Origin of the sequence: Nitrosopumilus oxyclinae (genome assembly GCF_013407165.1) — an archaeon.
Classification (GTDB): Archaea; Thermoproteota; Nitrososphaeria; order Nitrososphaerales; family Nitrosopumilaceae; genus Nitrosopumilus; species Nitrosopumilus oxyclinae.
The window spans coordinates 761,056-786,475 of record NZ_CP026994.1; the positions used below are offsets into that span (position 1 = coordinate 761,056).

The window sequence follows — 25,420 nt, forward strand, 5'->3', positions numbered from 1 at the left end:
CCTTTGAGTATTATGAAATTTAGTCATGAAATGACTGTTATTTTATCTGAGACTTACCTTAATGGCGGATTGACTCCTAGGAGTATGACATGGTAACTGAGGAAGAGATAGAACACGTTTCAAAATTAATGCGAATCGAGATTGATGATCATGAAGAATATGTTGAAAAAGTCCATAATATGATTAATTATTTTGATATTTTAGATTCTGCAGGAGTTGAATCTGAAGAAATTTCAATGCCTGAGATTTCAATCTCTCAATTGCGAGAAGATGAATACATTCCATTTGATGATAAATTAATAGAAAAACTCAATCACTACAAGGGAACATACGTTCGTGCACCAAAGATGTCTTCATGAATCTAAATATCTCTGCCCTTGATTATATTCAAGAAGTAAAAACAGGAAATATCTCTGCAGAAGATTTTGTTGCAAAGACTATGGAGCGAATTCAAAGTGTTGATGATAAACTACATGCTTTTTTATCTATAAATGATGATGCAATTGATCAAGCCAGAACAATTGATAAAAAAATAAAATCAGGTGAAAAAGTTGGGGATTGTTTTGGAATGCCTATATCGATAAAGGATAATCTCTGCATTAAAGATTCAAAAACTACGTGTGCATCCAAAATGCTTGAGAATTTTATTGCACCGTATGATGCTACTGTAATTTCAAAATTAAAAAAACAAGATGCAGTATTTGTTGGAAAGGTAAACATGGATGAGTTTGCTATGGGTCTTACAACAGAGTTTAGTGCATATGGTCCCAGCAAAAATCCGTGGGATACTGAACGTGTCCCTGGTGGCTCGTCAGGAGGCAGTGCTGTATCTGTTAGTGCATTGGAATGTGTTGCATCTTTAGGTTCTGATACTGGCGGTTCTGTAAGAAATCCTGCAAGTTTTTGTTCTACAGTTGGTTACAAGCCAACCTATGGATTGATTAGCAGATATGGGTTAATTTCTTATGCAAATAGTATTGAACAGATTGGTCCTCTCACAAGAACAGTAAAGGATACTGCATTCATGTTAAATCTCATTTCAGGAATTGATCCTAATGATAATACGACAATTAATAACAAAAATGAAGATTATCTAACAGGCATAGAATCAGGCATAGAAGGCAAAAAAATAGGCATAATTAAAGAGATGATTGGAGAAGGTATTGATCCGGCAGTATTATCTGCAACAAAAGATGCTATTGCAAAATTAGAAGGGTTGGGGGCAATTTGCGAAGAAATGTCTCTTGATATGGTAAAATATTCTGTTGCAGCATATTATACAATTACTGCAACTGAAGCTGGAAGTAATCTGGCAAGATATGATAATCTAAGATATGGTTATGATTTTCCATTGGAAGGTTACGAGTTTAATTCATACATTTCAAAGGCCAGACGTAAATTTGGACCTGAGGTTACAAGGAGGATGATTATTGGTGGATTTGTTCCATCTGCAGGACAGGCTGGAAAATATTTCTTAAAGGCACTCAAAGTAAAAAGTAAACTTACAAAAGAAGTCAATGATGCATTTAAGAAATTTGATTTTCTGATTTCTCCAACTGTCCCAGTTTTACCATTCAAACTCGGTGAAAAGATTGATGATCCTATATCTTTATTTTTAGTTGACATTAATACGGTAACTGCAAATCTTACTGGAAAACCTGCAATATCAATTCCCTATACTATTTCAAACGGGTTGCCTATTGGAATTCAGTTGATGGCAGATTCAATGAATGACAAATCATTACTTCAAGCAGCATATGCATTAGAACAGACCGTAAGTTTACCGGAGGTGCCACTATGACAATGATTGGATTAGAAATTCACTGTCAATTAACAAATTTGAATAGTAAATTATTTTGTTCATGTAAAGCAAACTATAGAGAATTTCAAATCAATGAAAACATTTGTCCTGTATGTATGGGGTTGCCAGGAAGTTTACCCCGATTAAATCAAGAAGCTGTAAAAAAAGCAACAATAATTGCAATGGCTTTAAACTGCACTACTCCTGAAAAAATTGCATTTTTTAGAAAAAATTATTTTTATCCTGATTCTCCTAAAAATTTTCAAATAACCCAATTGAACATTTATGGAGATACTAGTGTGGGCGGTACTGGCTCTGTTATGATTGGTGATAAAAAAATAAGAATAACGAGAATTCAGCTTGAAGAGGATCCTGGTCGACTAATTTACGAAGGAAGTTCATCTAAAAATCAGATAACTCTAGTAGATTACAATCGTGCAGGCACACCTTTGGTTGAAATTGTTACAGAACCTGATTTTGAGACTCCAAAGGAAGTTAGAGATTTCCTAAATATTCTATCTGATATTCTTGCAAATCTTGGAGTTGCTGATCCTAGTTTAGAGGGTGCAATGAGGGCAGATGCAAATGTATCAATTAAAGGTGGAAAAAAAGTTGAAATTAAAAATATTGGTTCATTTCATGATTTGGAAAAAGCAGTTCATTTTGAAATTACACGACAAGAAAGTCTTCAGTCTAGAGATATTGAAATAATACAAGAAACCCGTCATTGGGATGATAGACGAAAGATTACAGTATCTTCCCGTTCTAAAGAAGAAGATCTTGACTATCGATATTTCTTAGAAGGTGATATTCCTTGGGTAACAATTGATCCTGAAATTCAAAAGAAATTGCAAACTGAAATGCCTGAAAGTATTAGTTCTAAAAAAGAACGTTATATTTCAAAATACAATATCCCTGCACAAGTAGCTGAGGTTTTATCTTCTGATAAATATTATTCTGATTTGTTTGAAGATGCACATACTGATTCAAATGCTAAAGAGGTGGCAAATATAATCACAACTGAATTGATGGGGTTGGTTGATACTCGTGAAAAACGAGAAGCATCAAAGTTTTCATCAGCTCATCTGAGAGAACTTGCTGATGCTATACAATCAGGAAAAGTTTCAAGAAACTCCTCTAAAAATGCCTTACATGAAATATTAAAAACGGGTAAAGATTTGACTACTGTAATTTCAGAACTTGATCTTGGAAATGTTTCAGACGAATCTGAATTATCTGGAATCATTATTCAAGTAATTTCAGAAGAACCACAAGCAGTTGAGCAAGCCAAATCAAATCCTCAAACTATCAACTATTTGGTGGGTAAAGTAATGCAGAAAACTAAAGGAAAAGCAGATCCTGTATTGACTCTTGATATCTTGAAAAAACAAATTGATGTTCAATGACTAAACTGTCTTTGGAAAACATTGAATTTATCAAAATCTTGGCAACATCTGATGCGACAATTCTTCAGGCAGGGATGAATGATGCTACTAGACGCAAATTAGATGCTGAAATAGGCACAATTTTGAGAGAATATTATCGTGAAAATACGATGGGAGCTGCAACTGAATGGACTCAAAAACTAGAATTAGTTGGAATTGATGAAGATGCCGGAAAAGCAGCTATTGCATGTGCAAGGAGATTGGGAATTGATATTTCATAATAAACAATCTTTTTACTCTGCTCGAGTTTTAAAAAATTAAATCTTGTCTGAATTTGCATTTATTCCAACAAAAAAACAAATTCAAGAATCTAATATTTTCAAATTTATGCAAAAATATAACATTTCATCTTTTGATGAATTATCTCAAAAATCTAAAAATGATCTTGAGTGGTTTTGGAAATCAGTGGATGAGGATATCGGAATCGTCTGGGATTCACCATATGAAAAAATTTTAGATATTACTAAAGGTATTGCATGGTCTAAATGGTTTGTTAATGGAAAAACAAACATCTACAAATCATCTGTAGAAAAATTTGCCAAAAAAACTCCTGAAAAAATTGCATATTATTTTGAATCAGAAGATGGAGAAAAATCTGAGATTCCTTATTCTGAACTTGATTCCAAAGTTTCTAAACTTGCAAATGGATTAAAGTCATTGGGTGTAAAAAAAGGTGATGTCATTGCAATATATTTACCTATGATTGAGGAGGCAATATTATCTATTTTGGCAGCTGCGAAAATTGGTGCAGTTCAAACTGTAATTTTTTCAGGATATAGTTCGGATTCTTTACATGTGAGATTGAAAGATTGTAATGCCAAAATACTAATTGTATCTGATGGGTTTTGTCGTAAAGGAAAAACTGTATCACAAAAAGAATCAATAGAAATTGCATTAAATGATACAATGGTTGAAAAAACTATAGTAATTCCATACAAAGGAGTGGATGAATATGTTGAATCTGAAAATATTATTTTTTATAATTCCCTTGTATCCTCTCAAGATGTAATTTGCAATACTGAAATTTTAGATTCAGAAGACTCTCTTTTCATTTTGTATACTTCTGGAACTACTGGTAATCCTAAAGGGGTAGTTCACACTCATGGTGGATTTTCTGTATTTGCTGGTCACCAATCAGCATATCTTATTGACACTCAGGCACAAGATGTATTGTTTTGGCCTGCTGATATTGGTTGGATTACAGGGTTGGTATGGAATGTTTATGGATTGTTGATGATGGGGGCAAGTGCTGTAATTTATGATGGGGCATTAGATTTTCCTACATCTGATAGAATTTGGAAGATGTTATCTGATTACAATGCAACAATCTTTGGAATATCTCCAACTGCTGTAAGATTATTTAAAAAAAATAATGTTGAGCCTTTAAAATTATACCAGTTAGATAAAATAAAAAATATTCCTACAACAGGAGAGCCATTAGATGAAGATTCCTGGTGGTGGTTATATGAAAAAGTTGGTAATAAAAAAATCCCCATTATGAATTTGTCTGGCGGTACTGAGATAGGTGGAGCAATGTTATCTGTATTCCCTGGAATGAAATTAAAACCTTCTACTGTAGGAATGCCGGTACCTGGAATGAATTTGGATGTAGTTGATGATGATTTAAAATCTGTACGAGAAAAAAATGGCTATCTTGTTATAAAATCTCCATGGCCTGCAATGACACGTGGTCTACTAAATGATGATAAAAGATATCTGGAAACTTATTGGAATCGATTTGAAAATGTTTGGTTTCATGGTGATTTTGTTTATGTTGATAAAGATAATCTTTGGTATATGCGTGGGAGGGCAGATGATGTCATTAATGTCTCAGGTCATAGAATGAGTACTGCAGAAATTGAACACACAATAATTTCACATGATAAAATATCTGATGCTGCATCTGTAGCGATTCCAGATGAAATTACTGGTGAGGCAATTGTTGTCTTTTTTGTAGCAGATAAAAAATCTGAAAATATACCTTCTTCTGAAATTTCTGATTATGTCTCTGGAAAAATTGGAAAATTGGCAAGGCCAAAATTTATTTTTCAATTATCTGATTTGCCAAAAACTAGGACAGGAAAAATCATGCGTAGATTGCTAAAATCCAAGTTGCTTGGAACTGAATTAGGTGACTTGTCTTCTTTGGAAAATCCTCAAGTTTTAGATGAAATTCAAAAATTAGGTTGATAAAATCTCACCTTTTGTTATTTAGTATTTCACGTCACATCTATATTTTCGATCCTTACAAATTATTTTATGAAATTTGTAGTTGATCAGCAAGTTGAAGACATTGAGATGCCTGAGAATCTCAAATTAAACACATTTTTACAAGAATTTCATTCAGATTGCCCTCATCCTGAATGTAGTTTTGGATTTTATGGATTTGCATTTGGACAATCCCCATTCCCTGTTCCTAAATTAATTCAAGATGCATTAATCAAAAATGCTGACAAAGGGGAATATGCTGCAGTTCCAGGCATCCCTGAATTAAGATCTGCAATATCGAAATACAATAAGCATTATTTTGGAATGGATGTAGCTCCTGAAAGAATCTATGTTGGTCCAGGTACTAAGGAATTAATTTTCAATCTGCTGGAGATTTTACATGGAACTGTAATATTGCCAACTCCTGCATGGCTAGGGTATCTTCCACAAATTAGATTCTTGAAAAAAAATTATCACATGTTACCTACTCGTGCTAATAAAAAAATATCTCCAAATGATTTGAGAAAATTGGCATTACGATTACAAGATAGACAGAAAATTTTGATACTGAATAATCCAAATAATCCTACTGGATTGTTATATGATGAATTAGAATTGGAAGAAATTGCTGATGTGTGTAAAGAACAAAATATTACGGTGATCTCTGATGAAATTTATGCTCTTACTACCTATAATTTTTCTAAATTCGTTAGCATGGGGAAAATTTATCCTGAAGGAACATTTGTAACAAATGGATTATCAAAATCCCACGCAGCTGGTGGGTATAGGCTCGGATATGTCATTTTTCCACAACATGCAATTGATCTAAGACGACAGTTTAAAAAAATACTTGCAACTGAATATACTGCTGTATCCACACCTATTCAACATGCTGCCGTAGCTGGATTTGAAATTAGTAGTGAAATTGATGAATATTTTGTAGTTACTAGAAACATACATCAAATAATGGGGGAGTACACATATCATCGGTTAATTGCAATTGATGGTGTAAAGGCAACTCGACCGGATGCCACATTTTACCTTCTTGCTGATTTTAATTCATTTACAATTGATTTGCAAAAAATGAATATTGACACATCGCAAAAATTATCTGAATCATTAATTTTACATCCATACCATACTGCAATTGTAGGTGGAGATAGTCTTGTTTTGGAGAGAACTGATTTTAGTGCAAGAATAGCATATGTGGATTATGATGGTGCTACAGTTTATCGAAATTATCTTAAAAATAAACCTGTTTCTAGTTCTGAAAAAACAGAATTTGTAAAAAATAATGCTCCTAAAATCGTTGCAGGTTTGGACATGATAGCAGATTTTTTTGTAAATATTAAGAAAGACAATCTACTGAAATCAGAATCTGTGAAAAGTTCTATGGTTTCTCCAAACTAATTTAATTTTGATCTTAATGATTCAAATTCTTCTAAAGTGATTTCACCTTTAGCTAATCTTGTTTGTATGATGTTCATTGGATTAGTTCTAACAATTGGATGAAAAATTTTTCTTCTAATTGTGTCTTTATTGATCAAAATTTGTTTGGAATTATTATCCACTTGTCTTTTCACTCCATATACTGCTCCAAACAATATCCCTAAAGCTGCCACAGCTAGGGATATTTGTGCAATATCTGAATTATTATCTGATTTTTCAACTGATTCTACCATGGATGATGCCTGGGCTTCGGGTATTATTTCATGAACCTTGGATTTTATCTCTTTGATATTATCTGTAAACCCTACTGTCTCCTCTATTGTTAGATTGGGATAGTTTTTGTCAAACCAACTCTTGTATGTTGTCTCTGAGTAATATCTTTCAATATAGTGTGATGGATCTTTGCTAGGATCTACAAAATCTGCATAACTTGGGTATTTCTTGACAACCGGTTCGGGTTCCTTGATATTTGCATACTCGTTTGATTGTTCATAGTTGTTTGGATTTTCATTTGATTTATTGTTTATTTCTCTAGGTGCATCCTCTGAAGAGACAACAAATTCTGCAGTTATTCCCTTTGTCATGTTAAGGATGAATCCATTTGCTGTGTAAACTCCATTATTTTCAAATTGTTCATTAATTATTACGCTTTTTTCAAATGTGTTATCATGATTGATATTTGCTTGTGATAGCAAAACAAACTGTTCATTTTGATCCCTTACTACAATTGTAACTAAACCTGATGATTCTTTTTCAACTATTCCTGAAAATACTATTTGGTCGCCTTTGACAAATAATTCATCATTAACATTTAGACTAGAAAGTTCTGCAAAAGCAGGATTTGTAAATAATATTAATGATATAATTGCTATAGAATAAGATCCATTCCTAATCTTGTTCAATAAAATAAAACATAATTTTTTAAATTTAAGATAAACGTAGTATTCATCCAGTTTTATTATGGGTAAAAGTTAAATGTTAATTTCTTGTTTTCTAGATGTTATATTATTTATTGATGAATTGACGGGTTTTTTTGGAATATTAAAAAAGAATGTAGTTTGAACATTTTCTTCACTTTCAACCCAAATCTCACCTCCTAAACCTTCTACAATACCTTTACAAATTGCTAAACCTAAACCACTTCCTCCTTTTTTCCTCTTTGATGAAGTATCTACCTGGTAGAATTTTTTAAATAATTCTTTTTTGTTGTTATCGGATATTCCTACACCATTATCTCGAACAAAAAATTCCACATGTTTTACCTCATTTTTTATTCCAATTTCAACGCATCCTGTATTTGGAGGAACGTAATCTATTGCATTCTTAATTAAATTAGAAAAGACCTGATTAATTCTATCCTTGTCACTATGGATATTGATATCTTCATTAAAATTTGCAGTCAATTCTATTTTTTTCTCAGTTGCAATTGGATCAAATTCTTTAATTAATCCATACAGTAACTCTGAAACATCAATGTCTTCTTCGTTAAAAATTAGCTTTCCTAAATCTAATTTCTGTGTTGTTAGAATATCTCCAATTAATTTTTCTAGTTTAATTGTAGATGTATAAATTTCATCTACTGCATCTTTTTGTCCTTCATTTAACTTTCCAAGTAGTTCTTCTTTTTGTAACATTTGGACATAACCTAAGATTGGAACTAGGGGGGTTTTTAGTTCATGTGATACCATTGATGAAAACTCAACTTTTTTTCTATCCATATCTTTTAATTTTTGTACATATTCATTTTGTACCTCGATTGTTTTTTCAACTTTTCCACCCATGCTTTCAAAATTTTCATTTAATTCAAAAATCTCTTTTACATTTGTTTTGATTTGATATTTGTTTGACATTTTATTTGTTTTTGAAAATTCAGACATATTTTTTGCTAATTTTTGTATTGGTTTTGTGATGCTTGTTGAGATATGGACTGTTCCGAGCAATGTTCCTGTCGCCACAAATACTGAAAATACTAACAATATCATTCCAGTACCTTCATCCACGGATGTTAGAAAATTAACAACACCCATGTAAAAAATAATAAAACTTGATACTCCTGAAACGATAAATAATGTATGTTTAATTGGGAGCATTTAGTTGCACCTCTAAATATTATAACTTTGCAGTCTCTACAAGCTTTGATAGTAAAATGTCAATGTCTATTGGTTTTAAGATGTATGATGAAACACCACGCTTTACAATGCTGTCTAATTCTTCTTGTGTAATTGTAGATGCTGTAAAGACTATTATTTTATGATCTTTTAACATGTTATTTTTTTCAAGATCATCTATGACTGAATAACCGTCAAATTCAGGCATAGCCAAATCCAGTAAAATCACATCATGACGATTTTCTTTAATTAATGATAGTCCTTCTTTTCCATCGTTTGCCACGGTACATTTGTGCTCTTTTAACTCTAGAAATGTTGTGAGCATTTTTGTAATTTGCTCATTATCATCGATAATTAAAATTTCTAAATTTTCCAATTCTTCTCTTTGCTTCAATTTTGATATATCTTTATTGGTCAATTTGAACTTCTCCCACTATCCAACAATTTGAAATTTTCTTGAAGATAATTTAATATCATCTTTTCTTGTTCAATCTCTCTTAATCTATGTTCATAAGTAATTTCAGAACCTAATAATGATTCAGCATCTGTTTCATCAATGTGATGTGACTTTTTCCACATCAAACTAAATAATGATCTTAATGTTGTTACAAATGCATTTGAATCAGTCCATACGGCAAGCATATCTTTTACTTTATTGTTACTGATGAAAAATATTACCTCGCTATTATCTTTAATTATGAAACAAAAATCTTCCCTGTTTTTATCATCAATCTTTTTAATTTTTTTAGGTTCAATACTTTCAAAAATATTTGATGTATCAGCTTGATGGTCTGTTAATATTCTAAGGTCTGATTTTGTTTTGTTTAATAATTCTGTAAATTCAGTAAAATAGAACCTTTTGAAATCCGCATCAGTTCCTAAAACTAGGATGTTTTCTTTTGATTCTTTTATCATTTGTTCTAGTTTACCTAAAATTGAATTTCGACCTTGCAGTGATTGAAATTTGTTTTCTTGCGATTCGTCTTCACTTTCACCATATTTTGGAATTATATTCCATAATTTAATGAGACTGCTTTTACCTGCTTCAAGTTCGTTTAATCGATTCTTCTCATTGTTAATTAAAATCTCTAACGATTCATCCAGCCCAACTGCATTGAATTTTGTAGGTTTTCCAAAAACTGAAAAAATTATTCCTTTTTGTTGCAAAGTTGATAAAAGATGATATGTTTCAGTTCTTGGAATTTTTAGTGCTTTTGAAATTTCTGATGCAGTTTTAATTCCTATTTTACTTAGAAATAAGTATACTTTAGCTTGATTTGGTGTTAAATCATATCTCACAAGCATTCGTTGTAGTTCGTGAATTGGATTTTCTGTTTGAAATAACCCTTCTTCCACTGTCTCAGTCACTGTCATTAAGAATTTTTACATAATTTTGTGACATAAGGGAGTGTATGTTATTAGATGTTACAGATCAAAAAATATTTTATTTTATAAGCCTAATAGTCGACCTAGTATAATATCTCCATATGCTAATTGGATGATAAACCCGCCTGTAATCAGTAACAGATATGGTATTCCAGGGGTAATCCAGGTATTGGGTGTAATACAGTATTCTTGATTTTCTGCATGATGCATGATTAAATCAAATTTCTTTTTACCATTTTCAGTTTTTTCTATTGAAAATGCAAATTTTGGATTTTTTGCCTTGTATCCAATTAATATTGCAATTATTTTTTTAAAATCTGTTTCTTCAAATCCATCAAAAATATCTTCACCTTTAATTTTAGATACCCCATTTCTAATAATGTTGATAAAAAATGGAATTGTAAACAACACGGCTGCATTGGATAGAGTCGTAAATGGCGATATGGGGCTATCTGTAAATGTAGCCATGGGTGCAATTACTGCTAATGCAATTAATGCAAAAGCATCAGCTCCTCCAAACATTCCGATTCTCCAAACTAATATCACAAAGGGTGCAATGATTAACGCAAATCCCATTGTCCATAGATTTGATGTTATGTCTGAACTAATGAAGACTAGGAGAAATCCTGTACTTCCAAACACAATCCAATAATAATCGTGAATCTCTCTTTTCCAAACATCGATAATTGAACCTAAAATTAACATTAAAAGTGCTAAACTGATTCCAATTATATCGTAATTTGTTAATGTTTCAAACATGGTGTGTCTTATTTTTAAATTCTATATGAAATGCATGGGGAAAAATATTCTCTTTGTTTAGTCATATCTTTTACAATTCATTATCTATTTCTAATATCTGAAATTCTTTCTTTAACCTCTTCTATTTTATCTCCAATTGGGATTTTTTCGGTTATTATATCTAATTTATCCATTCGTTTAAGGAAAAATAACCCTGTCAATATTGCAACTGGAATTATGATCATTACTAATAATGTATTATCGATAGGTAATCCACTCCAGTCTGGTTCTTCCTCTGAAATCTCTTCCATAACTGGCATGTTTAGTATATTGGCAGTTTTTGAGATAGTTGTAGAGCTTAGTCCATTTCCTGAGACTGTGACGGATACGGAAACCTTATCTTTATCATTTGCAAGTATGTTTGCCTTTGCAATACCTTCACTACTTGTAACTTGTTCAGTTGTTAGTATTTCTCCTCCTACAATATCCCACTCTACATTAAATCCGCCCAAAGCGGTAGTTACTTCTGGAATTGTAATTGATATTTTTGATTCAATTCGTTCATTCCAATTTAGCCCTCCTAGAAATTCTAATGTGACAACGGGACTAATATCAATTACATTGATATCATATTTAGAAAGCGTAAAATCTTCTGAAAGCAATGCTAATTCTATCGTCCCTTCATTGACTGTGTCTATCTCAAAAGTAGAAAAATAATCCCCTTCTTTAATTAATAATTTTTCAGGCACTTTTAATATTGTTTCATTATTTGAAACTAAATTAATTTTAATATCTTTTTTTGCGTATACTGGATTTCCAACTGAGTCTAATGCTTGAACCGTGGCAAGTGTTTTAGAATTTGCTAAAATATTTTTTTGGAATGATAAATAAATTGTAGTAGGATCCGTTGTGTGACTAGTAATTGATGAAATTCCTTCAAATCCGCCCATTTGATATGATAGATCTGTTGTACCCACCTTTGAAACTAAATTAAACTCTGCAAATGGTTGATTTCGTTTTATTGTAATTGAATCTGCATTAATTAATTCATTAGCTGAAAAAGATAACACCCCATCTTCTATAAAGTAACTCACTCCTAATCTAGGATCTACCTCTCCCTCTTCATCACTAGTAGAAGTACTTGTTTCCTCTTCTCCTGCTCCTTCATTAAGATATCCTAGAACTGGAAATTCTTTTTCCGCTAAAACAACTGGTACTAATGACTCGATAATTAATTCTAAGTCTTCCTCAAGTGGTCCTATCGGATCCCCTGTTGCTGTTTTTACTCCTTCATTATCTGTTATGTAAAAACTTACAGGGTCTTCCGGTACTACCGTTCCGGTATCTCCAAAAACAATGATTGCACTTTCACCTTTTTTCATTAAAGGATCAATTGGATTAACAGAGTCCAGTTCTGATGAGGAAAAGATAATTTTATGATCCTCTTGTGCCTTGACAGGGACTGTTACTGAAACAAGTTCTCTGTTGGTGGTTCCTTGAGTAGACCCACCTGTCTGTCTTGAAACTTCAATCTCTGTTTCATAATATGTGACTGCAATAATTTCTTGTTTTCCAGTAGTTAAAAATGGCAATGTTTCTGTAACGGATGGGCCTTTACCTTCTAATGAACCAATTTCATCATGTATTACTGTAAATGTTGCACCATTTGTTAGAATATTTTCTGCTGAAATAAACATTTTGTATGTTTCTTCAAAACTTGATGTAAATTCACCTAAATTTGGTCTAGGTGAAAATTTTGTAAATGTAGAGTAACTTCCTTTTTTTATCACTAAATTTTTTTCTTCAATCATTACCTCTTCAAATTTATTACTGGTATTGATTGAAACGTCTGGATTTTCAACTCCTATTTCTAAATGAATATCTTCTTCTGCAAAAACTGGTAATCCATCTCCATCTAGAAGTTGTACAATTGCATATCCTTCTGAACCACTAAAACTAATATAATTTTCTGGATGAACATATAGTTGCAATTGAAGAGGGGTTATTGGTTCTAATACTTTTACAATACTACTTATTTTTTTCATATTTCCTGTTTCTGCAAAAATAATTGCATCCCCATAATCTAATATTTCAAATTCTGTAATCGCATAATATTCTCCTCCAGATATTACTAATTCTGATTCTTTGATATTGATTACATCTTTATTTGGAGTGTCTAGATTTATCATTACCTCTTCCGATGTAATGGCTGGCAATCCTCCAGTAGTTGCTAATTCTACAACAATGAATCCAAATCTAGGTCCATCAACGGGGAACTCTGACGGTGTTACCTTCATTAACATTTTTGTAGGATTATTATTGTTGGTAAAAACTTCTAAAGAAATTTCTTTAGATGAAAAACCTGTTGCTGCCAATGCTATACTGGCAATTCCTGATTCCTTTGCTTTGATAATTACATTTTTGGTAAATTTATCATTTCCTTCTTCAATCCTGATGATTTGAATTATTTCGTTATCAGAACTCACAACTTTCAAACCATCTATTTGTTTTGGTACCATTATATCGTTTGACGTGATAAAAATTTGCAATGTTGCTTCTGTATTCTCTAATAATTTTCCTGGATGAAGTTGGTATCCAAACTCTGATGTTGTTTGAGCCTGAACAGGTATTACAAAAATGCTCAACATTAAACTAAAAATGAGAAAAAGAACTTTCAACTTAGATCATTTAACTGAATTTTTCTTATATAAAACAGTGTGAAATATTACAATACACACAGTCATGCAAAAATTGATGATACGCTGAATATTTTAAGCGAAATTACCACTATTGCTCCAATTGATGTTGCAACTAGAAATATAGAATACATGAATCCACCAGAGTAAGATCCAGTGGTAATTTTTCCCAAAAATAACCCTGAAATCCAAGATTGAACCAATATTGCAACACCTAATAATTGAAACCTGTAATTTGCATCTGCTTCCAATAATGCCCTTTTTTCTTCATTCTCTTCTAATTGTGCACCTAGACTTGTCAGAGATTCAATTACAAGCAATGTTGTAAAACCTGTAATTGCAATTAACATGAAACCTACCATGACAAATGGTTTTAATTTTTCTCTTTTTGTTTTTTCTAAGTTATGCATTTTTTCAGCAACGCCAGCTAATGTGATTAAAGTATTGACATTTCCTCCACCTGCTGAAATAATTTCAAATAACACTTTAAAATTTATTAAAATCCTAAAATCATTAGTTTCTTTTTTAATATAGCCAAAAATATCATCCAATGTCATTCCCCACTCGAGTTTATTGGCAATACCATTGGCCACTCTATTGAATGATCCATAATCTTTTCTTTTTGTGGTTCTTACAACACATTTTTCTGGACCTAGCCCTGCTTTTCTTGCTTCTGCAACATCTCTCATAATTTGAGCAGTTGCCCTTTCTGCGTCAATTGAAAATTTGTACTTGTCTTTAAAATTTAATGCTGGCCATATTGCAGCTGCAATTAATGCACCACCTAAAATGTACAAATTTAATTCTGGTAATAAATCTAAATAATTAATTATTATTGCAACTAAAATTCCCGGCAATCCAAATGTTGAGATTTTTTTCCAATCTAGTTCATTTACTTTTGATTTGTTTAATTTGCCTGCAATAATTGAAAAAAGCACTGATACTACTGGAGGCAAGATGATGACAAAATATAGTGGATCAATATCATTCGGTCCAGGGGTGCTTCCTACTCCGTCTGTAGATGTTGCTGTAATTATGATGTAGATGGCCAATACCACAACTTGCATTGTCATATACGTTTCAATTACAGTCTCTACTTTTTTTGCTAATTCTTCCTGTTGTGATTCATACAATTCAAACGCTCCATCCATTTTTGATTTAAGATAACTTACTACATCCCCTCCACTTTGGATGGCCGATACCCATCCACTTAGAAAATCTCCAAAACTCGAACCTTTTTCTTTACTCTCTGACATGACTATTAATGGATCTTGACCCAAGATATCAATTCGTTTTAAAATTTTTATTGATTCATGTCTGACATGCGGTAGCAAATCCAAATTCTTAATTTTTAAAAAAATAGTATATGGGCCAAACCCACTAGTGGCCAGCAATGTCACTATTGTTATAAAAAAAGGTAATTCTGGATCAATCTTTTTATTTAATTTCTTTTTCTTATCATCTTCTTCATATTTTTTTATAAATGACATGTTTATACACCATATTCAATTTTCTTCATTAATGTTTCAGGATCTCTATAGTATTTTCCAATATATTCAGCAACTTTATCGTAGCTTCTAATCCCTCTATCTACTAACCATTTCAAAACAATTTTCCTTTTTTCATATTCTTCCATAATTTCATCCAGACTAAGACCTGTTTGTTGTGATAGTCTATTGAACATTTCACTATCTCCTAATTGAGGTTCAAAATAATCTGCTTTTGGATCCCATCTAAAAGAATTATGATATGAATCTGAGGTTTTGATTTCTTGAACTGAAATTGCCCTTCTAGTACTTTTACCATCCATGCCTTTTACTCTTCTAATTACTATGGCACAATTCATTAATGCCATATATGCTGCTGGAATATCCATTGGTTTTTGTTGCAATCTTTTACTTGCTGATTCTAAACTATCTGCATGCATTGTACACAAACCTCCGTGACCTGTAGCCATTGCTTGGAACATGACATATGCTTCAGACCCTCTAATTTCACCTACTACAATATAGTCTGGTCTATGTCTTACCCCTGATTTAATTAAATCATATAATCCGATTTCTCCTTCTTCATTGTTACCAAAACCTACTCTGGATACTAAACTAAACCAATTTTCATGTTTGATGTTGATTTCAGCTACATCCTCTACTGAAAAAATCTTAAAATCTGGATTCACCAAACCTGTAATCGCATTAAGTATAGTTGTTTTACCACTACCTGTTGAGCCGATTACCATGATGGACATTTTTGCTTCCATTAACATCCATAGATATGCTGCAATATCTACACTAATTGTACCAAATGATATTAGATCAATTACTGAATAAGGATCTTGTTTGAATTTTCTTATTGTAAAACTAGTTCCTTTCGGTGTAACTTCTTTTTGGTATAATACTGAAATCCTATGGTTCCCTTGTAATGATAAATCTGAAATTGGGTGTGCCGAACTGATGTGTTTCCCTGCTCTAAACACAATTCTCGATACAAAGGAATTTAATTTCTCATCTTCAAATGTGATATTACAAGGAATACTGTCATATTTTCTATGCCATACATAGATTGGTAAATTTATTCCACTACAACTTACGTCTTCGATATTTGGGTCATGCATCATTGGATCAATATTTCCAAAACCATCGATTTCTTTTTCTAAATAATATTTTACTTTTTCAAGGCTTGCAAGTGGCTGATCCTCAAACAATTTTTCATTTTCTTTTAGAACTTTATTGACAAATGAAATGAATCCAAAATCTTTTTCGATATTATCAGGAGAGTCTAAATTTTCTTCTATTAATCGATAGAGTTGATTATATACAATTTGCTCTGATTGATTTAATTTAGTTTCATCTACTTGGTAAGATATATTGCCTTTCTCTATATCCTGTAAAATGTTAACATAACTAAATGGTGCTTTTAGAGGGTATTTTTCTAATAATTTTGAACCTTTTGGAGTCTCGTTGTTTAATTCGGATAAGAATTCACTTTTAAGAAATGTTTCTAATCCTTGTTCTTCTTTCTTTTTACCCATGTGACTCAATACTATTCATGGATTTTTGGTTATATTGAGCAGTATGAAACATTACAATACACACAATATTGGTTTTTAACAAAAATATAAAAATAATTTTTTGGATAAGAATAAAAAAATTCCCTTATCCTGGATTATTGTCCTGATACGGTGATACTTTGAGGTCCGCCAGCTTTTCCTGCAAACACACTGACTGTAGTTGCAACACCAGAGTCGAGAGTTGTAATTGTACCGTTATTTATTTTGAAATAAATAACTGCAGTACTACCTGGGTTCAAGGACACTGGGCCTGTTGCAGCAACACCTTGAATGACGTTGGTGCCTACACCCCATGAATCTTGATCAATACACAGGTAATTTGCGTCACCTACACATGCTCCAAGTTTTGAAATTGCTGGTCCATTAGTTGCTGGCAATGCGTTTACCCAACCTGTATGATTCAATGCTTGCTGAAATTCAGCAGCAGTCAAGGTTGTATCTACATACCATTGTCCAAATGGGATATCTATGCCCCTAAGTGATATTTTATCTACGGCGACTACTTTGTCACCTGTATTTCTAACACCCGTTGCACCCCAAGCTGCGCCGCCAGGATCAGTTTGATGTACCCATACTTTGGTTCCAGTTACTGAAATATTTTCAGTTTGTGTACCTCCTTGGAATAATGAAGTTCCGTAAAGTACAACACCTGAACCAAGCACAACTGATGACACCAATATGATGACAGTTGTAAGTACAGTACTGATTGCACGTTTTTTGCTTAGTTTGGTTTTCATTTTATTATTTTTAATCCAATCTAATAGAATAACTAGTCGAGTATGTAATTTTTTTGAATTACAGAGTAAAAAGAATTTAATCTATTGTTCTGGATATTGGAGAAGAATATGGAATTATGATAATCCTGCAACTACAATTGAATAGGGTGCACCTGCTTTACCTGCGTATATACTAACATTTGACTGAATTCCTGTATCAAGTGATGTGAATGTGCCATTATATGCTTTAAAGTAAATAACTGCAGTTTGACCCGGATCTAATGATACTGGACCTGTTGATACATCTGCTGAGATGACGTTGGTGCCTGCACCCCATGAATCTTGATCAATACACAGGTAATTTGCGTCACCTACACATGCTCCAAGTTTTGAAATTGCTGGTCCGTTAGTTCCTGGCAATGCGTTTACCCAACCTGTATGATTCAATGCTTGTTGATATTCACTACTTGTCATTGTTGTATCTGCATACCATTGTCCAAACGGAATATCTGTACCTCTAACTGAAATTTGATTAACTGAAATAACTTTGTCTCCTGTATTTCTAACACTAGCTGCTCCCCAAGCTACGCCTGTGGGATCAGTAGCATGTACCCACACTTTGACATCAGAAGCTTGGATAGCTTCAGTTTGTGTATTTCCTTGAAATAATGAAGTTCCGTAAAGTACAACACCTGAACCAAGCACAACTGATGACACCAATATGATGACAGTTGTAAGTACAGTACTGATTGCACGTTTTTTGCTTAGTTTGGTTTTCATTTTATTATTTTTAATCCAATCTCATAGAATAACTAGTCGAGTATGTAATATTTTTTAATTTCTTGGTGAAATTTTTACACTATATAAAAACTAAAATTTGAAAACTACAGATCATCGCCTGCAAGATTGGTATATGCACCCAAAAATCTTGCAACTGTTTTCCTTAATCCTTCATATGGCATACATAATGAAAAAATTTTAGTTACGCCTGTAGGGATACCAATGGCTACAACACTGATGCCTTTTTTTCTTGCTGCCTCAACAGCTTCTTTCATTTTCACATCTGCTTCATATGTGCCTAACGCTTGTCCATCTGTAATCAAAAATATGTATCTGCGTTCAATATTTTCTCTCTCTAAAATTCTTGAGCATAGTATAACTGCATCTGCAATAAAAGAAAGACCTTTGATCTCAATACCGCCAATACGTGATTTTGAATGTTGATCAAAATTTTCATAATGGTCTTTGACTATTGTGAAATTATTATTGAATGTAAAAAATCCCCATTTTCCATTCTTTGAATTGACTTCATTTGCAGCCTCACCTAAGCAAATGGCAAATTTTTTCATTTCATCAAATTTTAGTCTCATACTACTACTGGTATCGACTACGATTGCCCATTCTTCTTCAATTCTCCTATAATCGTCTTGCTCAAAAATTTGTATGCTGTTATTTTGAGCTGCTACTGCTTGAATTGCTGCCTGCATTTCTAACAGCCCCATATCTTCAGGCATTCCTTCATCCATGACATTGGGTGTCATTTTCATCTGTGAAGACATCTTTTTTAAAAACAAGTGAGTGGCATTTTTTAATCTGAGATATTCGCCAATATTTTCTGGGGCAAAGTCAATCTTGTCAAATTCTAAATCTTCCGTAATTCCACCATATTTTTTCCTAACCTTGGCTCTTCGTTTTAGTTGTTCAAACCATACTTCTGTGAATCTTTGAACAGTGTCATAGAATATACCTTCAGTCGTTATTGTAATATCTTCTAACCATTTTTCTATTCGTTTAGGATGACTATAATGATCTGTAAATGGATAATTATAATCAGATATGATATTTGAAGATTCATAAATTATATCTGCAATATTTGAAATTTCTTTTTCATTTTCAGGATCTGTGTTAAGGATTTTATCTTCTAATTCTTTTCGTTTACTTTTAATTTCTGAAATAAATCTGTTTGAAAATATCTTTTTTGAATTTCTTTTAATATTTTCTAATTCTGTTTGATCATTTATCATATTAAAAAGATTTTCAATTTTTTTGATCTCATTATGATATTCTGGAAAGTCATTTTTTAAAAATTCATTCACTCTTACATCTTCAATGTATTCAAATGTTTCATATGCTCGTTTTTTATTTTTATCTTTCATCCATTTTTTGTAGATTTTAAAATTTGTTACCTTTGCATGGCCTGCAGCATGACAGATTGATGCCAAATACAAAGAAAAAATAGTATTTTGTGATTCTTCTACGTTTGAGAAAGCACATCCTTGAATTGTTTCTAATCCCTGAATAGGTCTAGGCATTGGAAAAAATACTGTCATTCTTGGCTCATATTCAATTTTTGGAAAATACTGCGTATCTAGAAAAAACGTATCGATATCTATTGGTTTTCGTCCAGAAATTTCAAAAAATAAACTATGCCCAATATCTTGAATTGTGTCTTTCAGTCAAATCACACCTTTTTTGATAAAGTTTGACTTTCTAAAACTTTTTTGACAATATGTCTAACTTCGTCTTGAACTTCAGGATCATCACTAGTCATCGGAATTAATGTTTCATTGCCTCCCTCCATAATAGATACTCCATCAGAACAAACTTTTGCCCAGTTTACTAAATCTCCAACAGATGGACCGTATGGCAAATCTCCCATTTTGTATTCTTGTCTTAGTTTAGCTCCAACTTTTACAATACTTTCAGCATCAATCATTGGTATCCCTCCTTTTTTTGAAACCATGACAATTTCTTTTTCATCTATGTTATCTCCAACACTCATGTAATCAAAGTTTAACCAAACACTCATTCTTCTTCTCATGGCAGCATTGATTGGTTTTGTACCTGCAAATTCTGATGATACAGGGTTCATACTAATTATCATGTAAGCATGCTTATGTCTGTGAATAATTTCACTATCTTTTTCTGTTAATACCATGTGTCCCCTCTGATCTAGTAATGGATTGAGTTTTGTAGCAACATCTTGTTTCATCATGTTTGCCTCATCAAGATATAAAATTCCACCTTTCCTACACCAACCTGTAATTAACCCGTCAATCCAATTCTCTTTTCCTAATCCAACATATCTTCCAAATAAATCAAAAACAGATGTTGCCAAACCACAGTTGATTTCCCACATTGGTAAACCTGCTAATTCTGCAACTAGATAGACAATGTGAGTTTTACCAGTTCCACTCGGGCCAATTAATGCACACTGTTTGAAAAACTTTAGTGCTCTACCAATTCTTTCAACATAATGCTCACCATTATCTAAATAAGGTGGAGTGTCTTTTGGAATCATCTCATCCATTTCTTCGGGGAATACCATTTCTGCAGAATTCATGTATTTTTTAAAATCATACATTTTGGATAATGCATGAGTTTCTTTTTTGATCTTTGAAATTGACATTGACAAATTGCCTTTATCTGAATTAATTTTAGTTCGATTAGTTGATGAAATTAGCGAATTATTTTGGTCCATTGATGACTGTTTTAGTTGTGAATAGAGTTAATGCTGTTATGTGTGTGGAAATGTTACATACACATTGTAATAATGAATTTTTTGGCTATTTTATTTATAATGAATGCCCATATCGAACTTACTTCAATTGCCATGAGTAAAAATGACCCAAAAATTACCAAATTAGACAAATATGATGTGGAGGCCAATATTGAAGAAGTTGCTAATAGTGAGGATCAATCAATATTCAAATATGGATTTACAGCGTTATCTAATCCTAAAAATGTTCGTCTAGCTATTGAAGGGATTGCAAGAATTCAGGGTGATTCTGAGGAAAGAGATGAGATTTTGAATAAAGATGAAAATGGTGTTCCAAAAATTTTAACAATGATTTATCAGGAATTATTCCCTACATTCTTTTTACTCTCGAAGAGCCTTAACGTTTCATGTCCACCTCACACAATAGGTTCTATGGGTCTTTCTGATGAGACTCAAACAAATGAGTTATCAAATGATTTGTTAGAACCACAAGCAGAACCTGCTACTCCAGAACCACAAGCAGAACCTGCTACTCCAGAACCACAAGCAGAACCTGCTACTCCAGAACCACAAGCAGAACCTGCTACTCCAGAACCACAAGCAGAACCTGCTACGGGAGAAAAGACTTCTGACATAGTTCAGCCTACGGTGTAAGTATATTTTTTTACATACTAGTGATAATATGAAAAATTATCTCATTTTTTATATGATTAGCCATGATCATAGTGATTTTTTTTCATGTAAAAAGAGAAAAGCTCTATCGACAGTAGTAACAAGTGCAATTCTTATGGCTGCGGTTTCAATTATGGGTGTCATGTTAGTAACATGGTCAAATACTAGTTTATTTACACAACAAATAGAAATTGAGAATTCTTTTAATGAAAAAATGAATAAACTAAATGAAGACATATTTATAGAAAATATTTGGTTTGGAAATTCTTCTCCTGAAACATTAAATGTTACATTAAGTAATGTGGGAATCATTGGTCTGAATATAACTTCAATTCGAGTTTCAAATAGTTCAGGATTTACATTATTTTCAATTACTGATGGCGGGGTATCTCCAAATGCAATTTATTCATTTAACACTACTTATTTTTGGGATGCTGGTGAAACTACGGATTTTATAATCACAACAAATCGAGGAAATAGCTATAATGCTCAAACGGTGACCTAATTTGTTTAAAAAAAGAAGAGGTCTTAGTGCAATAATTGGTGGCGTGTTTATGCTCATTGTCATAACTACTGCAATTACATATACAACATTTAACATGAATCAGATCACTCAACTTGGTGAAACTATTGCAATTAAACAAACTACTGATGTTGAAAAATCTACTGAAAAATTTGAAGTTGTAAAAGTATCAATTGATAATAATCAATTCAACATGACAGTAAAAAATACGGGTAACATACCTGTTCATCTAAATAGATTGTGGATTGAAAATACCACTGATTCGTCATGGCCCGTATCTAGGTTTGATATCAACTATTCTCTTGCACCAGGAAATGTTACAATGAATATTGGTCAAAATATTGGATTGACTGCACTTGATACACAATCATATGCTGCACAACTTGTAACTACCAGAGGAACTGCAGAACAAATGTTTCTGAATAGCGTTGGCGACTCTACAGTTTATTTAAGATTAACTGCGTCACCTTCTGTATTCCCAACTACTTTTAGTACTAATGTTGCTTTGGAAGTAATCAATACTGGCACTACTCAATTATTGAATTTACAACCTACTATGCTTGAAGTTTTACCCACTTGTTCATCATCATGTGAATATACTTTAGAACAATCTGTCACTCCTGTTAGTTTTGATTCTGTATCTCCGGGTGATACTGCTATCTTTGAATGGGTTTACTCATTTACTGGCTCTAATGGAGATATCTTAGAATTTACTGCAGGATTGACTAATGATTTGAGAAACGATACTGTTTCTGTTTCATTACAAACAATTGAATCTGCACTTAATGCAGAAGTTGCCATTGAATCTGGGGGACTTGGAAATCAGATCCTAATTGATGATGATATTTTACTATTCCATGAAGAAACTGATGGTACTCCATCCGGAGAATACCAAATGTGGTCAGGAACGGGTGATGGAGGAGGAAATGGTGATAGAATTCAATTAGATTCTGAAGTGCCTCACTTTTTTACAAATAATGGTTCTGAACCAATCACAATACCTGCAGGGGATTGGAACGTTGCCATGATGTTATCAAGTGAACCCGTAGCTACAGGACTAAAAGATCAAAATGTAGATATGATATTTCATTTTGAAGACGGTGTGGGAATAAATCCCGATAATTCAGAAAGTGATTCATCTAGGGATTTAGAATCTTGTGGATCTTCTTCTTTTGGACCCACACCTATTCAAGCTTCAGCTGATGATGCAGAACAATCAGATGATGGAAGTATGGATTTGGGTGGTGGTAGTAGTGATCATGAATTGGTAGAAGATAATGGTGATTATCAATGGATGGGTTATCGTTGGGATGTCCCTATTCCTTCAGGAGTTACTGTAACTTCTGCATATATTGAATTTGAAGCTGATGAAACACGTAATGAAACTCCTGTTGATATAATTATTGGGGCACAAAAAATTGCAGATGCACCCGCATTTACTACAAGTGATGATAATGTTAAAGATAGATGGGATGGTACCATTAGTTCTGTAACTGATGAGCAGGTACAATGGGCACCCTCTGGATGGAGCAATAATGATAGAGGTACTAACACACGAACACCAGATTTATCTCCAATAATTCAAGAACTGATTGATCAGGGAGGATGGACTAGTGGTAATGGGATGGCTTTCATTATTAAAGACAATAGTGGGGGTACAAATGACAATCATAGAACAGCTAAACATTGGGATGATGACGGAGAGTCCAACTCTGCACATTTGTATATTTCTTGGGGTGCCTCCGATTCAACCCCCACTTACAGAGATGGTTTAGGACCACATAATTCGGGAACTTATGAATTTGATGGGATTAACGACTGTTTTAGAAGCTCAAATGATGTGTCCGATGGGGATGGAAATCATATTGATAGTAATGATGTGTCTACATCATTATGGTTCAAAACAGATCCTGGAGAAATAACAACTGAAGAGATGCTTGTTTTTTGGGAAGGTGATGGAGTATATCCGCTTGCAGATTACTATAAAATTTCTCTAGGTGAAGATGGTACGGGAAAAATATTATTTGAATATAATATGGATCAAGGACTTACCGCAGATGTCACTTGTAGAAGTCAAAATGAATACGATGATGGAGAATGGTACCATGTGGTAGCAACAAGAGATGCAAGTAGTGATGATTGTAGGTTATACATAAAAGATATTGATGGTGTGGCCACAGAAAACACAATTTTCTCAAACCCAAATCATCCTTCTTACAGTGTTGTAGATGCTGATGGAAAATGGTATGTCGGTTCAAATCAAGAACTATTGAACTATTTTGGAGGATGGATTGATGATGTAATGCATTGGAATGAGGATGAACTAAGTAGTTCTGAAGCAGATGACTTGGGAAGGACAAACTATGGAGATAATGCATATCGTTTTGATTTAAGATTGGAATTAACGGATTCGAATGGGAATTTTGTGGAGACATGGCATACTGAAGATGATGTAGGTGTTTTCTTTGCAGATCCTAAAGATGGGGGAGATAATGATGATTGGGCTTACTCTCAACAAAATATGACATTTACTTTACCACAAAAAGTTGTAGGTGATGATCAAAGATTAGAACTTTATTTTGATTGGAAAGATTCCACAGCTACTTTGGAATCATTAGAAGTAGATATGAAAATTGATGATACATCGATGCTACCATATCCATCTTTCATGCAAATTCCATTCCCAAGTGATCCATTTCCCACATATTACACTCATGACAAAGATGATCACTTTGATGTGTTTGCCGCAAATACTGGAACAGATGGAATATTTTTAATTTATCAAGGAACACGGATTAATTTTAATGGTACAGGAGGAGCATATGCTGCTTTAGTAGATCGCATTAATGGCACTGATGTAAATGAAGATCATGATAGTCTATACATCCCTCCCGGTGAAATTGCTGACTTGGATTTCTATGTTGCAACCGATAGACCATCTACAAATGCTGCAGGGAATAAACTCATTCCAGGCTCATATCGTACAACCATCTGGCTAAATGGATACTCTGATCAAGGTGAAACGTTCTCTAGATCAGTCCCAATAGGCTCAATCATTGTTACAGATTAACAACTTGCTTTGAAAATGGTGTAACATTAAGGAACATACAAC

At 32.9% G+C, this 25,420-nt stretch carries 21 protein-coding genes; 9 read left to right on the forward strand and 12 right to left on the reverse strand.

The window, feature by feature from the left end:
* Positions 1–89 precede the first annotated feature (89 nt).
* The 6 genes from C5F49_RS04500 to C5F49_RS04525 all read left to right on the forward strand — a co-directional run bounded on the left by C5F49_RS04500 (position 90) and on the right by C5F49_RS04525 (position 6,864).
* The gene (locus C5F49_RS04500) at positions 90–359 is read left to right on the forward strand and encodes an Asp-tRNA(Asn)/Glu-tRNA(Gln) amidotransferase subunit GatC (protein ID WP_179363531.1); all 270 of its coding nucleotides are present in this window, start codon (positions 90–92) and stop codon (positions 357–359) included.
* Positions 356–1,801, forward strand: coding sequence for an Asp-tRNA(Asn)/Glu-tRNA(Gln) amidotransferase subunit GatA (gene gatA, locus C5F49_RS04505; protein WP_179363532.1), 1,446 nt, complete (start codon positions 356–358; stop codon positions 1,799–1,801). The genes C5F49_RS04500 and gatA overlap by 4 nt, the downstream gene beginning before the upstream one ends.
* Positions 1,798–3,207, forward strand: coding sequence for an Asp-tRNA(Asn)/Glu-tRNA(Gln) amidotransferase subunit GatB (gene gatB / locus C5F49_RS04510; RefSeq protein ID WP_179363533.1), 1,410 nt, complete (start codon positions 1,798–1,800; stop codon positions 3,205–3,207). The genes gatA and gatB overlap by 4 nt, the downstream gene beginning before the upstream one ends.
* The gene (locus C5F49_RS04515; RefSeq protein ID WP_179363534.1) at positions 3,204–3,467 is read left to right on the forward strand and encodes a hypothetical protein; all 264 of its coding nucleotides are present in this window, start codon (positions 3,204–3,206) and stop codon (positions 3,465–3,467) included. Before gatB ends, C5F49_RS04515 begins: the two co-directional genes overlap by 4 nt.
* A gap of 43 nt (positions 3,468–3,510) precedes the next feature.
* Positions 3,511–5,436, forward strand: a complete 1,926-nt coding sequence (locus C5F49_RS04520) for an AMP-binding protein (RefSeq protein ID WP_179363535.1) — start codon at positions 3,511–3,513, stop codon at positions 5,434–5,436.
* Positions 5,437–5,505: 69 nt separating this feature from the next.
* Entirely contained in the window at positions 5,506–6,864 is a 1,359-nt protein-coding gene (locus C5F49_RS04525; RefSeq protein WP_179363536.1) for a pyridoxal phosphate-dependent aminotransferase, read from the forward strand.
* On the opposite strand, the gene C5F49_RS04530 is transcribed toward C5F49_RS04525, so the two are convergent.
* The 12 genes from C5F49_RS04530 to C5F49_RS04585 all read right to left on the reverse strand — a co-directional run bounded on the left by C5F49_RS04530 (position 6,861) and on the right by C5F49_RS04585 (position 21,095).
* Positions 6,861–7,805 (reverse strand): SHOCT domain-containing protein, encoded by a 945-nt coding sequence (locus C5F49_RS04530; RefSeq protein WP_246275396.1) that lies wholly within the window; start codon positions 7,803–7,805, stop codon positions 6,861–6,863. The genes C5F49_RS04525 and C5F49_RS04530 overlap by 4 nt on opposite strands.
* A 69-nt stretch (positions 7,806–7,874) precedes the next feature.
* On the reverse strand, positions 7,875–8,993 hold the full coding sequence (locus C5F49_RS04535; RefSeq protein WP_179363537.1) for a sensor histidine kinase: 1,119 nt from the start codon (positions 8,991–8,993) through the stop codon (positions 7,875–7,877).
* Positions 8,994–9,012: 19 nt separating this feature from the next.
* The gene (locus C5F49_RS04540) at positions 9,013–9,429 is read right to left on the reverse strand and encodes a response regulator (protein ID WP_246275397.1); all 417 of its coding nucleotides are present in this window, start codon (positions 9,427–9,429) and stop codon (positions 9,013–9,015) included.
* Complete coding sequence (locus C5F49_RS04545) at positions 9,426–10,385, reverse strand: TrmB family transcriptional regulator (RefSeq protein WP_179363538.1); 960 nt, start codon at positions 10,383–10,385, stop codon at positions 9,426–9,428. The genes C5F49_RS04540 and C5F49_RS04545 overlap by 4 nt, the downstream gene beginning before the upstream one ends.
* Positions 10,386–10,460: 75 nt before the next feature.
* The gene (locus C5F49_RS04550) at positions 10,461–11,156 is read right to left on the reverse strand and encodes an A24 family peptidase C-terminal domain-containing protein (protein ID WP_246275398.1); all 696 of its coding nucleotides are present in this window, start codon (positions 11,154–11,156) and stop codon (positions 10,461–10,463) included.
* A gap of 80 nt (positions 11,157–11,236) precedes the next feature.
* The gene (locus tag C5F49_RS04555) at positions 11,237–13,783 is read right to left on the reverse strand and encodes a hypothetical protein (RefSeq protein ID WP_179363539.1); all 2,547 of its coding nucleotides are present in this window, start codon (positions 13,781–13,783) and stop codon (positions 11,237–11,239) included.
* A gap of 92 nt (positions 13,784–13,875) precedes the next feature.
* Complete coding sequence (locus C5F49_RS04560) at positions 13,876–15,321, reverse strand: type II secretion system F family protein (protein WP_179363540.1); 1,446 nt, start codon at positions 15,319–15,321, stop codon at positions 13,876–13,878.
* A gap of 2 nt (positions 15,322–15,323) precedes the next feature.
* Positions 15,324–16,859, reverse strand: a complete 1,536-nt coding sequence (locus tag C5F49_RS04565; protein ID WP_179363541.1) for a type II/IV secretion system ATPase subunit — start codon at positions 16,857–16,859, stop codon at positions 15,324–15,326.
* A gap of 134 nt (positions 16,860–16,993) precedes the next feature.
* Positions 16,994–17,635 carry a hypothetical protein gene (locus C5F49_RS04570; protein ID WP_179363542.1) on the reverse strand — a complete coding sequence of 214 codons (642 nt, stop codon included), beginning with the start codon at positions 17,633–17,635 and terminating at the stop codon, positions 16,994–16,996.
* A gap of 114 nt (positions 17,636–17,749) precedes the next feature.
* On the reverse strand, positions 17,750–18,394 hold the full coding sequence (locus C5F49_RS04575; RefSeq protein ID WP_179363543.1) for a hypothetical protein: 645 nt from the start codon (positions 18,392–18,394) through the stop codon (positions 17,750–17,752).
* Between the two features lie 104 nt (positions 18,395–18,498).
* Positions 18,499–19,944 carry a vWA domain-containing protein gene (locus C5F49_RS04580; protein ID WP_246275399.1) on the reverse strand — a complete coding sequence of 482 codons (1,446 nt, stop codon included), beginning with the start codon at positions 19,942–19,944 and terminating at the stop codon, positions 18,499–18,501.
* Between the two features lie 131 nt (positions 19,945–20,075).
* On the reverse strand, positions 20,076–21,095 hold the full coding sequence (locus tag C5F49_RS04585; RefSeq protein WP_179363544.1) for an AAA family ATPase: 1,020 nt from the start codon (positions 21,093–21,095) through the stop codon (positions 20,076–20,078).
* A 99-nt stretch (positions 21,096–21,194) separates the two neighbouring features.
* Here C5F49_RS04585 and C5F49_RS04590 point away from each other — a divergent pair, with 99 nt between their 5' ends.
* From C5F49_RS04590 to C5F49_RS04600, 3 genes are read left to right on the forward strand one after another with little or no spacing between them, the layout of a single operon-like run.
* Positions 21,195–21,767: a hypothetical protein gene (locus tag C5F49_RS04590; RefSeq protein WP_179363545.1), complete on the forward strand. Its 573-nt coding sequence runs from the start codon at positions 21,195–21,197 to the stop codon at positions 21,765–21,767.
* 28 nt (positions 21,768–21,795) lie between these two features.
* On the forward strand, positions 21,796–22,290 hold the full coding sequence (locus tag C5F49_RS04595; protein WP_179363546.1) for a hypothetical protein: 495 nt from the start codon (positions 21,796–21,798) through the stop codon (positions 22,288–22,290).
* A 1-nt stretch (position 22,291) separates the two neighbouring features.
* Entirely contained in the window at positions 22,292–25,378 is a 3,087-nt protein-coding gene (locus tag C5F49_RS04600) for a LamG-like jellyroll fold domain-containing protein (protein ID WP_179363547.1), read from the forward strand.
* Positions 25,379–25,420 lie beyond the last annotated feature (42 nt).